Origin of the sequence: Streptomyces sp. NPDC004647, assembly GCF_040609575.1 — a bacterium.
GTDB lineage: Bacteria > Actinomycetota > Actinomycetes > Streptomycetales > Streptomycetaceae > Streptomyces.
Window position 1 is genome coordinate 73,734 of sequence record NZ_JBEXKU010000004.1, and the last position, 13,643, is coordinate 87,376.

The 13,643-nt window shown below is 70.0% G+C and carries 13 protein-coding genes; 4 read left to right on the top strand and 9 right to left on the bottom strand.

The annotated features are described in order from the left end of the window. The first annotated feature begins 63 nt into the window (after positions 1-63). Positions 64-219 (top strand): hypothetical protein, encoded by a 156-nt coding sequence (locus tag ABZW18_RS03145; RefSeq protein ID WP_356181269.1) that lies wholly within the window; start codon positions 64-66, stop codon positions 217-219. Then, the gene (locus ABZW18_RS03150) at positions 216-866 is read left to right on the top strand and encodes a TetR/AcrR family transcriptional regulator (RefSeq protein ID WP_356181272.1); all 651 of its coding nucleotides are present in this window, start codon (positions 216-218) and stop codon (positions 864-866) included. Before ABZW18_RS03145 ends, ABZW18_RS03150 begins: the two co-directional genes overlap by 4 nt. 293 nt (positions 867-1,159) lie before the next feature. Here the strand turns inward: ABZW18_RS03150 and ABZW18_RS03155 are convergent, their stop codons facing one another. After that, positions 1,160-2,215, bottom strand: coding sequence for an oxidoreductase (locus ABZW18_RS03155; protein WP_356181275.1), 1,056 nt, complete (start codon positions 2,213-2,215; stop codon positions 1,160-1,162). A gap of 145 nt (positions 2,216-2,360) precedes the next feature. Here ABZW18_RS03155 and ABZW18_RS03160 point away from each other — a divergent pair, with 145 nt between their 5' ends. Beyond that, complete coding sequence (locus ABZW18_RS03160; protein WP_356181278.1) at positions 2,361-3,356, top strand: FAD-dependent oxidoreductase; 996 nt, start codon at positions 2,361-2,363, stop codon at positions 3,354-3,356. 277 nt (positions 3,357-3,633) lie between these two features. Here ABZW18_RS03160 and ABZW18_RS03165 read toward each other — a convergent pair whose 3' ends face one another. The 3 genes from ABZW18_RS03165 to ABZW18_RS03175 all read right to left on the bottom strand — a co-directional run bounded on the left by ABZW18_RS03165 (position 3,634) and on the right by ABZW18_RS03175 (position 7,700). Continuing rightward, on the bottom strand, positions 3,634-4,434 hold the full coding sequence (locus tag ABZW18_RS03165; RefSeq protein WP_356181281.1) for a pyrimidine reductase family protein: 801 nt from the start codon (positions 4,432-4,434) through the stop codon (positions 3,634-3,636). 391 nt (positions 4,435-4,825) lie between these two features. Continuing rightward, positions 4,826-6,502, bottom strand: a complete 1,677-nt coding sequence (locus ABZW18_RS03170) for a BCCT family transporter (protein WP_356181454.1) — start codon at positions 6,500-6,502, stop codon at positions 4,826-4,828. Between the two features lie 265 nt (positions 6,503-6,767). Then, complete coding sequence (locus ABZW18_RS03175) at positions 6,768-7,700, bottom strand: DMT family transporter (RefSeq protein ID WP_356181284.1); 933 nt, start codon at positions 7,698-7,700, stop codon at positions 6,768-6,770. A 169-nt stretch (positions 7,701-7,869) separates the two neighbouring features. Here ABZW18_RS03175 and ABZW18_RS03180 point away from each other — a divergent pair, with 169 nt between their 5' ends. After that, on the top strand, positions 7,870-8,322 hold the full coding sequence (locus ABZW18_RS03180) for an Lrp/AsnC family transcriptional regulator (protein WP_356181287.1): 453 nt from the start codon (positions 7,870-7,872) through the stop codon (positions 8,320-8,322). Here ABZW18_RS03180 and ABZW18_RS03185 read toward each other — a convergent pair. The 5 genes from ABZW18_RS03185 to ABZW18_RS03205 all read right to left on the bottom strand — a co-directional run bounded on the left by ABZW18_RS03185 (position 8,306) and on the right by ABZW18_RS03205 (position 13,636). Continuing rightward, the gene (locus tag ABZW18_RS03185; RefSeq protein ID WP_356181290.1) at positions 8,306-9,382 is read right to left on the bottom strand and encodes a histidinol-phosphate transaminase; all 1,077 of its coding nucleotides are present in this window, start codon (positions 9,380-9,382) and stop codon (positions 8,306-8,308) included. The genes ABZW18_RS03180 and ABZW18_RS03185 overlap by 17 nt on opposite strands. A 65-nt stretch (positions 9,383-9,447) precedes the next feature. Continuing rightward, the gene (locus ABZW18_RS03190) at positions 9,448-10,434 is read right to left on the bottom strand and encodes an ornithine cyclodeaminase family protein (protein WP_356181293.1); all 987 of its coding nucleotides are present in this window, start codon (positions 10,432-10,434) and stop codon (positions 9,448-9,450) included. 125 nt (positions 10,435-10,559) lie between these two features. After that, positions 10,560-11,165, bottom strand: a complete 606-nt coding sequence (locus ABZW18_RS03195) for a prephenate dehydratase domain-containing protein (protein ID WP_356181296.1) — start codon at positions 11,163-11,165, stop codon at positions 10,560-10,562. A 36-nt stretch (positions 11,166-11,201) separates the two neighbouring features. Beyond that, complete coding sequence (locus ABZW18_RS03200) at positions 11,202-12,215, bottom strand: branched-chain amino acid transaminase (RefSeq protein WP_356181299.1); 1,014 nt, start codon at positions 12,213-12,215, stop codon at positions 11,202-11,204. Continuing rightward, complete coding sequence (locus tag ABZW18_RS03205) at positions 12,212-13,636, bottom strand: phenylacetate--CoA ligase family protein (protein ID WP_356181302.1); 1,425 nt, start codon at positions 13,634-13,636, stop codon at positions 12,212-12,214. Before ABZW18_RS03205 ends, ABZW18_RS03200 begins: the two co-directional genes overlap by 4 nt. Between the last annotated feature and the right edge of the window lie 7 nt (positions 13,637-13,643).

Here is a 13,643-nt window from a genome sequence, read left to right on the forward strand (position 1 = left end):
CTTGAAAGACCGTCGGGAGTAAGGGAGCTGAGTTTCTAGGTCGAGTGACCTAGAATCTTCGGTGTGGACGATGACATCCAGTCCGATCCGACAGGCCCGGTACTCGTGGTCGGCGGTTACGGCACCGTCGGCGGCGATGTCTTCCCCGAGATGACACCGGCGCCGCAGGACGTCGTCCCGGCGCTCGGGAAGGCAGGCGTCATGGTCGAGCTGTCATGATCGAGGAGAAGGGCCAGGGCGCCGGCAAGGCTCCCCAGCTGACACGGCAGGGGAGTATTCGGCGTACGAGCCTTCTCGACGCGGCCGAGGCCGTCCTGGTCGCCAAGGGGAACGCGGATGCCTCGCTCCGGGCCATCGCCGGTGAGGCCGGGGTGCGGGTCGGGCATCTGCAGCACTACTTCCCGACGCGGGCCGATTTGATCAAAGCGGTGCTGGAGCGGGCGCTTGACCGTTCGCTTGAGCGGCTGGCCGATACGACGGGGCTGCGGATCACGCGCGACGACCCGTCGGCCATCGAGACTCATGAAGGGCCGGCAAACCCTGCCGATGTGGTGGCGGTGGTCCTCGCCGAGCAGGAGGATCCGCAACTGGTCCGGCTCTACGTCGAGGTGTGGGCGCTGGCCGCCCGGGACGACGACATCGCCGCTGTGGTCCGGGAGTTTTACCGGAAGTACGTCACCCATGTGGAGACGTTCGTCCAGCAGGGCCGGCCGGATTGGTCGGGCGAATTCTGTCGGGCGAGGGCCGAGACATTCGTCGCGCTGGTCGAAGGGGCGGCCTTGATGCGTTCGGGTATCGCCGGCAGCAGATCGACCGCGATGGATGCGCAACTCGCGGAGCACGCTGTTCAGTTGCTCCGGGAATGATGTTCCGGGGCGCGTGACGTGGGGCGCCGCCGACCGTGCTTCGGTGTGGGTCGGAGCACCCTCACATGTCATCGCCGAGGCGGAATCTCGTATGACAGAGTCTTGGACCTGGCCGAACTCGCTTCGACAGCCGGGATGGATCAGGAGCTCGACCGGCTCGCCAAGAGCCACGGCATCATCCGTACACGTCAGCCGAATCAGCAGGAGATGCGCCCGGCCGACCAGTCCCCCCGGACCCGTCACGGCCGACCGGCCCCCGGGGAGCCGTCGGCGGCCGCCGTCGAGGACCTCGGTCAGCGGTCCGGCGTCTCCGCCGGCGGGGTGTCTCGTACGGGCGCCACCAGCACGCTTCCCGCCGTGCGCGCGACGACGTAGGACTCCCCCTTGAGTGCCTTGCGGTCCGCCTCGATCAGGCGTCGGCCCGGCTCCAGTCGGCCGTCGAACAGCTCGTGGGTGTGGGTGCGCCGGAACCGGTCGACGCGGTAGGCGATGAGCCGCACCCGGCACGGCGCCGTGACCTCGAGCGTGACTCCCTCGGTGCTCGCGGACAGCGCTCCCAGCCGTCGCCGGTCGTACGGGCTGCGGTCCAGTGCCTGCTCCATCTGCGCGACGAGCAGCGGCACGATGGGGGCCGGCCGTTCGACGAAGACCGCGTCCGAGCCGGCGGCCTCGAATGCCCGGTGCACGGCGGCACGTTCCTCACCGTCCACGGACCTGCCGAAGGCGACGGCGCCGTACGTACGCAGTTCGTCGGCGTGCGCGCCCGCGGCGTCCCGGGTGATCTCCGCGCCGATGCCGATGGTGCGCAGTGCGGCGGCGAGCCTGGCCAGCAGTTCCACGCGTCGGCCGATGAGCAGTACGCGGCGACGGTGGCCGGGGACGCCGTCCGCGAGCAGCCGCTCCAACTCCGCCCGGTACTGCTCGCCCCGGAAGCGGAAAGGGCCGATTCCCGGATATCCGTTGCGGGCGAGGTCGGCCCGCTCATCCGTCTGCCAGACGAAATCCCGCCACACGATGTCGGTGCCGTCCCGCTCGATGACGGCGGTGACCGCCCCGCACCCGAGCCCTTCGCACTCGGGGCAGCCGTAGATGACGTACCGGCTGTGGGCAGGGGGTGGTTCGGTCTCCAGAAGCAGCCGCCGGACCTGTGCGGTGAGGATGGACGGCCCCAGGTCGGAGGCGAGCGGCGAGACGGCGTCGAGGTCCGCCAGCCGGAGCAGCAACGGCCTGCCGTCGACGATGAAGTCCAGGAAATCCCGGTGCACTTGGTAGTCACCGCCCGACAGGACGCCGCCGGCGCGCATCGCCGGCGCCAGGCCGAAGGTCACATATGAGTGCTCGGCAGACATGTCCTGAGTATCCCCATCAGGGGCGCCTTCTGAGCGCAGCCGCGCAGATTGGTTCACATGTGCCTACAGGACGGTGTGGAATGGCTCATTCCTGGCGCCGTGTCAGCTGTCGCACCAAGCGGCCCGCTATGGGTAGCGTCGCGGCATGGAGAGCGATGTGATCGTCGTGGGCGGCGGGGTGATCGGGCTGACCACCGCGATCGTCCTGGCCGAGAGCGCGCAGCGGGTACGGGTGTGGAGCCGGGATCCCGCCGGGGACACGACGTCGGCGGTGGCGGGCGGGCTGTGCTGGCCGTACCGGATCGAGCCGGAGGAGCAGGCCGTGACCTGGTCGCTGCACTCCTTCCATGTGCTGTCGGAGCTGGCCGAAGCACCGGATGAGACGGGGGTGCGGCTGGTCGCCGGCACGATGGCCGACACCAGTGGCTGGGACATGGGGAGATGGGGCGAGAGCGTGCCCGGGCTGCGTGCCGCGCGGGCCGAGGAGCTGCCGGACGGTTACGAAGCGGGCTTCCACGCCCGCACTCCACTCGTGGACATGCGCGCTCATCTGCCCTATCTGGAGCGGCGGTTGGCTGCGGCGGGCGGAGTGCTGGAGCGGCGCGTCGCGGTTTCGCTCGACGAGGCGGGGCGGGAGGCGTCGTTCGTCGTCAACTGTACGGGGCTGGGCGCTCGTGACCTGGTCCCCGATCCTGATGTGCGGCCCGTGCAGGGGCAGTTGGTGGTGGTGGAGAACCCGGGTATCGACCAGTGGTTCGTGGCCGCGGGAGGGGGCGCCGAGGAGACGACGTACATCCTGCCGCAGCCGTACGGCGTGATCCTCGGGGGTACAGCGCGGGAGGGAGCGTGGGACCTCACCCCTGATCCGGGGACGGCCGAGGCGATCGTCCGCCGCTGCGCGCGCTGCCACCGGGGGCTCGCGGAGGCCCGGGTGCTCGAACACCGGGTGGGGCTGCGGCCGTTCAGGTCCCGCGTCCGGCTGGAGGTCGAACGGCTGCCCGGTGGTGCGCTGTGCGTGCACAACTACGGGCACGGCGGGGCGGGCATCACCGTGTCGTGGGGCTGCGCGGAGGAGGCAGCGTGGCTGATTGTGGCGGGCGGGGAGGCCACGCGGCGGCCCACGGGAGGCCGCCCGGGTTGAGCGCTCCGGGCAGCCGGGCCCGCGGGTCGGCGGGGGAACCGGTGAATCGCGGCGGTCTCGCGCGGGCATGGGGGAGCACCCGACGCCCGCATTGCCGCCCACGGTGCGCGCCTCCGGTGTCTCTGCGGCCGCACGCTCTGCCCGGCGGGGCGGGGTGCGCCGATGGGCCGCGTGGGTCTCGCGGACTGGTACCGCCCGCCGACGCACGCATCGCGCTCGAGCGTTGCGTATCTCCGGCGTCTTTCCGGGCGCCCTCCCCGTCGGCGCGGCGGCCGCCCTAGGATCCGGCCCGCGCCCGGTCCGCTCGGTACCTGGCGAAGAGGAAGCCGTCCTCCTCCAACAGCCCCGCCAGCTGCAGGTGCAACGGCGCTCCCGGTACGGAGCCGTGCGTGATCCGCTTGCCGGGCCCGGCGGTGACCTGGGGCGACACGGACAGGCACAGCTCGTCGAGGAGTCCGGCCACCGCCAACTGGGCGAGCAGGGTCGGGCCTCCCTCGCACAGCACCCGCGTCCAGCCCCGTTCGGCCAGCGCGACGACGGCCGCCCGGAGATCGACCTGGTCCTCACGCCCCGGCTCGGACACGACGATGCCGTCTGCCACCTGAACCGCCTTCGCCCATGCGCGGCCGGCGGAGGCCCGCCGCGTGGTGATCACCACGGTCGGTACGAGGGCCTCGGTGAACAGCGGCGCCCTGTAGTCGAGGCGGTCGGGCTCGTCGCAGACGACGGCGATGGCGGGCACCGGTGCCTGCCCGGCCGCGGCCCGGCGGTCGGCGACGTCCCCCTCCGGCTCCCGGAGCGGGACGTAGTTCTCCTGGAGCACGGTGTTCTGACCCACCAGGATCACGTCGGCGAGTGCTCGCAGGACGTGGAAGATCCGCTTGTCCCCCGCCCCCGAAAGGCCTGTGGACAGACCGTCGAGCTGGGCCGCGCCATCGGCGCTGGAGACCATATTGGCCCGCAGCCAGGTCCGGGTGGCCGCAGCCGCGGGATAGGCGTACACCTCGGCGAGAGCGGCCGCGTCGTCCGGAGCGATATCACCGATGCCGGACTCCGGTAGAGGGATCAACCTGCGCATATTGGTCATTCTCTGTTATATCGCCGCAGTCCGCAGGCCAACGCAAGGCCGCCCCCTCGACACCGCCCCCCGTCACCCGCCACCCGTGACCCACGACCGCCAACCCGCACACTCTGGAACATCAAGGATGAAGCGAGAGAAATCGACCCGGTTCAGGCGGCTATCGCGGCCGCTCTCGCCCAGAGATAGCGGCCGAGCGGGACGGGGCGAGGCGGCACGGGGTCCAGGGGCGGGGCGAGGCGGCACAGGGTCCGGGCGAGGCGGCACAGGGTCCGGGCGGGGTGAGGCGGGCCGAGCCGGGCGTCCAGCCTGCCCCACCGGTCCGAAACGGCGCTGAGCCCCCGTCACCAGGTCTCGCCGGGTGACGGAGGCTCAGCCTCTGCGCCGTCCTTCAGCTCTTGGGAGCCGGCTCCTTGCCGTTACCCGAGTCCGTGGCCGGGCCGATGTGGATCTCGAAGTCGCCGCCGAACTTCTCGTGACCGGCGATCACCGCCGTCTCGACGGCCTCCTCACCCCGCTCGCCACGTACGATCAGCGGGTCCCGCCGCAGGTCACGCATGAGAGCCAAGCACAACCCGACCATGACCAGGGTGAAGGGCGCCGCGACCAGGATCGTCAGGTTCTGCAACCCGGTCAGGGCATCGCCTTCCCCGCCGCCGATCAGCAGCATGACGGCCGCGACACCACCGGTCACTACGCCCCAGAAGACAACGACGGGCTTGGTCGGCTCGAAGGCGCCCCTCTGGGAGAGCGTCCCCATCACGATCGACGCGGCGTCGGCGCCGGAGACGAAGAATATGCCGACCAGGACCATCACGAGGATGCTCATCACGGTGGCGAGCGGGTACTGCTGGAGCACACCGAAGAGCTGACCCTCGGGCGTCGCTTCGCCCGCGAGCTTCCCCATCTCCTGCAGCTTCATGGCCGAGCCGCCGAAGATCGCAAACCAGACCAGGCTGACCGTGCTGGGCACCAGGATCACACCGCCGACGAACTGCCGGATGGTGCGGCCACGGCTGATCCGCGCGATGAACATGCCGACGAACGGCGTCCAGGAGATCCACCACGCCCAGTAGAAGACGGTCCAGCTGGAGAGCCAGTCGGCCACGCCCTTACCGCTGGAGGCCTCCGTACGGCCGATGAGCTGCGGCAGGTCTCCCAGGTACGTGCCGATGGTGGTCGGCAGCAGATCGAGGATCAGGATCGTCGGACCGGCCACGAACACGAAGAGGGCGAGGATCAGCGCCAGCACCATGTTGATGTTGGAAAGCCACTGGATGCCCTTGGCGACACCCGACACCGCGGACGCGATGAAGGCCACGGTCAGCACGGCGATGACGGCAACGAGAACCCCGGTGCCCACCGTTTGCATCCAGCCGAGCTCCTTGATGCCGCTGCCGATCTGCAGGGCGCCGAGGCCCAGCGAGGCGGCGGAGCCGAAGAGCGTCGCGAAGATCGCCAGGATGTCGATGAGCTGACCGCCCCAGCCGTTCGCGCGCTTCTTGCCGATGAGCGGCTCGAAGACGGAGCTGATGAGCTGGCGGCGGCCACGCCGGAAGGTGCTGTACGCGATCGCCAGGCCCACCACCGCGTAGATCGCCCACGGGTGGAGCGTCCAGTGGAAGAGCGTCGTGGCCATGGCGGTCTCCATGGCCTGCGCGGCGTCCGCCGGGTTCGTCCCGGGCGGCGGCTCCCTGAAGTGCGACAGGGGCTCGCTGACGCCGTAGAACATCAGGCCGATGCCCATGCCCGCGCTGAACATCATGGCGACCCAGGACACGGTGCGGAACTCCGGCTGCTCACCCTCCTTACCGAGGGTTATCTTGCCGTAGCGGCTGACCGCGAGCCACAGCGCGAAGACGACGAAGCCGGAGGCCGCCAGAACGAAGGCCCAGCCCGCGTTGTGCATCAGACCGCCGAGCAGCGACCCGGACGTCTTCTCGAGCGCGTCCGTGGCCAGGGCGCCCCAGACGACGAAAGCGAGCGTCGCGGCGGCTGTGACGCCGAACACGACGCGGTCCGTCTTCGGACGCTCCGTCTGGTGCGCGCTGTCGGAGGAGTGATTCATCACCACCTCGTCGGCTGCCCCACCGCCGTCATTTTCTTGATCCAACACCTAATGACCCTCTCGTGGCTGAAATCTGGCTATCCGCTACCCCTAACCACGCAACCCTGCCCCAATCCGGTCCGGTGGAAGCCGTTGTGCGAGCGTGACATGACCCTGCCTGCACGCAGTCGCACCCCTACGCTCCGTATACGTAGTGGTGGCGGTCAGCAGCCGGCCGCGGGCCGACCGACCGTGAGATGCTACGCGGCCTCGGCTGCGCGGTGCCCTACGCGTTGACGCGGTCCGTGACGGCCATCGCTTCGGGTGCCGGCGCGCTCGCCTGGACCGACTTGCGTTCGATCAGGCCGAGCATCACACCCACGATGATGATGAGGCCGCCCACCAGCTGCGCGGCCTGCACGCGCTCCCCGTTGATGACCACGGCGCCCAGCACCCCGAACACCGGTACCAGATTGAGGATGTTGACCGCGACGCTCGATTTCATGCGGCGCAGGCCGTAGTTGTAGAGCAGGAAGCCGCCGACCGAGCAGGCCACGGCGAGATAGGCCAGCAGGGCGGAGCTGCCGGCGCTGGGCATCCGCCAGTCGGGGATCTCCAGGAGCGAGGCGAGGAGGAAGCCCCCGGCGCCCGCGACCGTCTGGTAGTACGTGACGCTGACGGCGTTCTGGCCGTCGCTGGAGAGCTTGGCGAGAACGTTGTAGCCGGCCCAGACCAGCCCGCCGAGCAGCAGCAGGATGTCGCCCAGCCAGCGGTTGTCGCCGCCCACCTCGGCTCCGTTCCGGACGACGAGGACCGCCCCGGCGGCGGCCAGCAGCACACCGGTCACCCGCAGCAGGGGCATCCGTACCCGGAAGGCCACCAGCTCGAGGAGCATGGTCATCAGCGGGTAGGTGGCCACGATCAGTGAGGCGTCGGAGGCGGCGGACAGCTGCACTCCGATGTTCTCGAGGATGAAGTAGGCCGTGATGCCGAGCAGTCCGCTCAGATACATCAACCGGCGCTGACGCCGGCCGGGCCGGGGCCCGGCGCTGCGGCGCAGCCGCATCATCATCATCAGCAGCACCGCGGCGAGTGTGAAGCGCACCGCGCCTATCGTGAGCGGCCCGACATCGCTCAGTACCTGCTTGGTGACGGCGTAGGAGCTGCTCCAGAACAGCGCGGCCCCCACGACGGCGCTCACCGCCCACACCCTGGTCATCCCGTCGTCCTTCACTGCGGTCCCCCTCTCAGGCCTGCGGTTCACACAGGTCGACTCTCAAGGACCCCAGGCGAATTATGAACGGATTAATGAACCAGACCGTAGCAGGCCGACGATGAGGAGGCGTAACATCCGAACTTCATTCGGTACATAGGCGATTGGCCAGAACATGGACGAACTAGATTCGGCACTGGTACGTCTTCTGCAAGAGGATGGTCGGCGCAGCAATCGGGACCTGGCAAGGGAGTTGGGGATAGCCCCTTCCACCTGCCTGGAACGGGTGCGGTCGCTGCGCGAACGCGGGGTGCTGCTCGGCATCCACGCCGAGGTCGACCTGACCGCCATGGGTCGGGGGCTGCAGGCCATGATCGCGGTGCGGGTGCGGCCCCCGACGCGTGCGGTGATCGAGGGGTTCCAGCGGTTCGTGGCGGAAATGCCCGAGGTGATCTCGGTGTTCGTCCTGACGGGCACGGACGACTTCATCCTGCATGTGGCCGTACGGGACACCGACCATCTGCACGCGCTGGTGCTCGATGAGCTGACCAAGCGGCAGGAACTGGCCGACGTACGCACCTCGGTGGTCTACGGGCACCACCGCAAGAAGGTCATCGACCTCGGATGAGCTGTTCCGCGACCTCGATGAGCAGATCGTTCGCGGCCGGCTCGCCGACCGTGACCCGCGCCCCGTCACCGGGGAAGGCCCGGGTGAGGACGCCGTGCCGCTCCAGCTCGGAGGTGACCCGTTCGGTGTCCTGACCGAGCGGCAGCCACAGGAAGTTGGTCTCGCTCGCGGGCACCTCCCGGCCGGGCGCCGCCAGCGCCGCGCGCACCCGCTCCCGCTCCGCGGTGATCCGCTCAACCCGCGCGAAGAGCTCCGCCTCGGCATCCAGCGAGTGCAGGGCCGCCTCTTCGGCGATGGAGCTCACCCCGCACGGGACGGCGCACTTGCGCAGCGCCTCGGCGATCTCGGGGTGCGCGACGCCGTAGCCCACGCGCAGGCCCGCCAGTCCGTACGCCTTGGAGAAGGTGCGCAGCACCAGGAGGTTGGGGCGGTCGCGGTACAGGGCCATCCCGTCCGGCGCGTCCGACGACCGGTAGAACTCGAAGTACGCCTCGTCCAGCACCACCAGCACATCGCTGGGCACCTGGTCCAGGAAGCGCTTGAGCCGCATCGCGCCGACCGCCGTGCCGGTGGGGTTGTTCGGCTCGCACAGCAGGACGGCGGAGGTGCGCGGCGTGATGGCCGCGGCCATCGCGTCCAGGTCGTGGGTGTGGCCGGTCAGCGGGACCTCGACCGGGATCGCGCCGGCCATCCTGACGACGATCGGGAACGCCTCGAAGGACGGCCAGGCATAGACCACTTCGTCGCCCGGCTTCAGCATGGCCTGGCCGATCTGCTGGTAGATGCCGACCGAACCGGGCCCGGTGATCACATGGGAGTGCGGGACGCCGAGCTTGCCGGACAGCGCGTCGATCAGCCGCTCGGGAAAGATGCCGGGGTAGCGGTTGGTCGCCGCGGACGCCTCGGCGATCACCTCGCGCACGGACGGCAGCGGCGGGTAGGGGTTCTCGTTGAGGAACAGTCGGTGCGAGGGGCCCGCGGCGGGCGGCCTCGGGGGCTTGGGCACGTAGGCGGGTATACCGCTCAGCTCGGGGCGGGGCGCGGGGGCACTGGGACGCATCGTCCGGGTCTCCTCTGGGGGGTCGCGTACAGAATCGGCTACGAGCGGGGGCCGGACACCGGCTCTCAGTCCAGCGTGAAACGGTGACCGTGCCCCTGTGCCTGGGCCGCCTCGGCGATGGCGAAGCCGGACATGATGTCCTGCACCCCGAGCCCCAGCGACTTGTAGATGGTGATCTCCTCCGCGGCGCGGCGTCCGGGGTGGTCGCCGAGCAGCACCTCGCCCAGTTCCGCCGCGATGTGGTCCGGGCCCACGAGGCCCTCGGCCAGCGGCGCGCGCAGATCCCCGGACTCGGACTCGGCCGACTGCCGGCTGTCCACGAAGAACGTGCTCCGGGCCACCGCTTCGGAGGACAGCTCGCGGTGGTCGGCGAAAGAGGCGCCCGCGGCGTTCAGATGCGCACCGGGGGCCAGATCCGCCGCCTCGACGATCGGCTCCTTGGTGGAGGTGGTGGTGCACACCAGGTCCGCTCCGGCCAGCGCCTCGGCCGGTGTGGCGACGAGCTCCACCTCGATGTCCAGCTTCTTGGCGGCCCACTCGCGGTACGCCTGGGCGTTCTCTGCCGTACGGCTCCACGCACGCACCCGGCGCAGCGGCCGCACCAGCCGCATGGCCTCGAGGTGGCTGCGGGCCTGCACGCCGGAGCCGAGCACCGCCAAGTCGCCGGCGTCGGGCCGGGCAAGAGCGTCGGCGGCGACGGCGGAGACCGCCGCGGTGCGTATCGCGGTCACCGCGCCGGCGTCCATCATGGCCACCGGCACACCGGTGTCGGGGTCGAAGACCATGACGATGCCGATGTGCAGATCGAGGCCGCGTGCGGGGTTCTCCGGTTTGAGGACCATGGCCTTGAGGCCGTACCCGGCCAGCTCCTCGCCCTGGACGTAGCCGGGCATGGTGCCCAGCAGACCGCTGTCGGACTCGGGGCGCAGGATGGTGCGCAGCGGCTGGTCGACGAGGCCCCCGCTGTACCGGCGCATGGCCTCGGCCATGACCTCGATGGCGCGGTTCATCGGGTAGACCTGTCGCACCGTGGCGCGGTCGATGAGCAGCATTGCGGCCTTTCCGTGTCGTGCGTGGTTCGGCTGTGCGGGACGAAGCGGCTGTACGGGGTGAAACGGCTGTGCGGGGTTGGGCCGACGCGCCGGGCGTACGCGTGTCGACGCGTCGGCCCGGGGGCCTAGTCCTTGTCCTTCTCCGCGGGGCCGCGCAAGGCGAAGACCGACCACAGCATGCGGATCGTCCGGGTGCGCGAGATGAACTCCAGCGCATGGGCCTTGGCAGCGGGCTGGGTGGTGAGCGCCAGGTCCGTCTCCCTGCGGTGGGCCTGTCCGGCGGCGGCGCTGGTGGAGGTGGTGTAGAGGATCTCGCCCACCGCGTACTCCTTGGGCAGCAGCTCGCCCACGAGGGCGACCGGCGCCGGGTGGGTGGCGATCCGGGCCTTGGCGGGAACGCGGTGGCCGGGCGAGATGGCGATGCCGTAGTGCGGGGTGTCGAAGAGGAATGCCCCGGCGAAGAACAGGCCGGGGTCCATATAGAAGCTGTGGATGCCCGCGTAGGCGTTGGCGACCACCACATGGCTGGCGTTCTTGGCGCGCAGCGCCTCGCCCGCCGCCTCGTAGGTGTCGTGCAGTTGGATGCTGGGCGGCGCGTTCTGGCCGCGGTCGGCCCAGAGATAGAGCGCGGCCTGCTCGCTGCTGGTGCCCGCGGGGCCGAGCGTGGCAATGGAGGTGATCTTTCCGCCGGTACTGAGCCCGGCGTCTATCCAGCCTAATTCCTGAAGCATGGGTACCCCCCGTGTCGGTTTCTGAGTGAGTGGTGGTCAGGCCGTCGTCGAGCCGACGGCCTGCAACCAGTGGTGGTAGCTCGGATTCTGACCTCGTACGACGTCCTGGTAGGCGCTGACCAGGGATCTGGTCAGCGGGCCGGGGACGCCGCTCCCGATAGAGCGGCCCGCGATCTCGTTGACGGGCACGATCTCGGCGCCGGTGCCGGTCAGGAAGACCTCGTCGGCGTTGAGGAGGTCGTCCCGGTCCAGGTCCTCGAAGGACGTCCGGGTGTCGAAGAGGTCGGCGGCCAGTGTCACCACGGTTTCCCTGGTGATGCCTTCCAGCAGGTCGGCCGTGGCGGGCGGGGTGACCAGCTGTCCCTTGACGACGGCGAACACGTTGGAGGTGCTGGCCTCGGCCACGTGCCCGCGGCTGTTGAGGAGGATGGCGTCGTCGTAGCCGCCCGCCTGCGCCTCGTCCACGGCGAGGGCGTTGTTGACGTAGCCACCAGTGATCTTGGCGCGGACCGGGAGCACAGCCGCCTGCGGCCTGCGCCAGGAGCTGATGGCGCAGCGGATGCCCGAGGACTTGGTGTACGAGCCCATCCGGAAGGCGTTGACGGACAGCGCGTCGGAGACCCGCTGGAGCTGGACGCCGGGCGGGGTGCCGGGCATCAGGGCGCGCTTGTAGCCCAGGGGGCGGATGTACATGTCGCTGCCCGTGCCGAGCCGGCGCAGCAGCTCGGCGGTGAGTTCGCAGAGCTCTTCGGCGCTGCGGTCCACATCGATACGCAGCGTCCGGCAGCTGCGGAGAAAGCGTAGATAGTGGTCGTGGGCACGGAAGATCCGCAGTTCGCCGTCGGGCCCGGCGTAGGCGCGGATGCCCTCGAAGACACCAGTGCCGTACTGCAGGGCCTGGGTGGTGACGGGAACGCGTGCGTCTGCGAGCGGGACGAACTCCCCGTCGTGGTAGGCGAGTGCGGCGATCGCGGGGGAGGCTGCGCCAGGGTCGGCGGCGCCGGTAGCTGCGGTGGACTGCGCAGCGGTGGACTGCGCGGGGGCGGTCACTGGGCACGTCCACTGGTGAGCGCGAGCGCAGCGGCTCGCTCACCGTCCGGGGTGGCCAGTCGGCGGTCCTCCACCCGCGCGGCCTTCCAACTGACCATCGCGCCGGTGGTGGTGACGCTGCTCAGCGTGCCGTACTCGACCGTGACCGGTACGTCCAGCCGCTCGCGGACGACCTCGGCGATGGCACTCTCGTCCACCGACACGCCGTCGCGGTCCGACGGCACCTCCAAGTGGAGGGTCAGCTCATCCTGGCCGTCCACGGCATCGATGACGAGCTGGTAGTCGAGGTAGCCGCGCGGCCTGCTCAGCACCAGCTCCTCCAGGTCGTAGCCACTGATCCGGTGACCGCCGATCACCAGGCCGTCGCGGGTGCGGCCGAGGACCTCCAGGCTGGTGGCGGGCAGGGTGGCGGCGGGGTCTGCCGCGCCGAGGCGCACCAGGTCCCCGGTGCGGTAACGGACGAGCGGCTTGCTGCCCTGGTAGAGGGAGGTGACGACGAGTTCGCCGGTTCGCACGCCGTCCGCCCCGGGCTCCACCGCGAGGCCGGACTCCGGGTCGATGACCTCGTAGAGGTTGAGCAGGGGCGCGGTGTAGAGGCGCCCGTCGGCGCCGCCGGCACCCATCACGGACGCTTCCTGGGAGGCGTACAGCGCGTTGTAGGCGCGGGCACCCCACAGCGCGCCGATGTTCTCCAGCAAACTCGGCGAGGCGAGTTCGCCCGTGCACATCAGTACATCGAGGTTGAAGTCACGGCGCGGGTTCAGCCCGGCGGCGTACGCCTTCTTCGCCAGCGACAGGGCCATGCCGGGGGTGCTGAACAGGCCGGTGGCCGGCAGCACCCGAAGCGTCTCCAGCGCACGGTCGTAGCCGACCATCGGCGAGTGGGGCCACATCTTGGCGACGGCGTGGCCGAGGTTCCGGCAGACGTCGCCGAAGGTGTCGCCGAAGGCGTGCAGCTCGGTCGGGCCGGAGACGCCGATGACCTGCTCGTCGCCGAACTGGCGGAAGATCGTGTCGTAATAGACGGTCAGTGCGGTGTTGTTGTGCAGCGAGTCCGTGTTGTTGCGCGGGCAGGGCGTGCTGCGGCCCGTGGTGCCGGTGGTCTCGTAGAAGATCCAGGCCTTCGACATCGGGAGGGAGAGCACTGCCTCGAACTCGCGGCGCAGATCGTCCTTGGTGGTGAAGGGGACGGCGGCGAGCTCGTCGGCGGAGAGCGAGGTGATCGCCGCCGGGTCGCACGCGGCGAGGTGGCGGCCGTAGAAGGGAGAGTGCTCCTTCACATACGCGATGGTCCGCCGGAACTCCTGGAGCTGGTGGGCCGCCAGGGACTCCTCGGTCCACTCGCCGCGGGCGAAGGACTGGTGCCGGTCGCGTATCCCGTGGGCTAATTGTGCGAGTTCCTCGTTGAAAACCGTGAACATGTTTCCT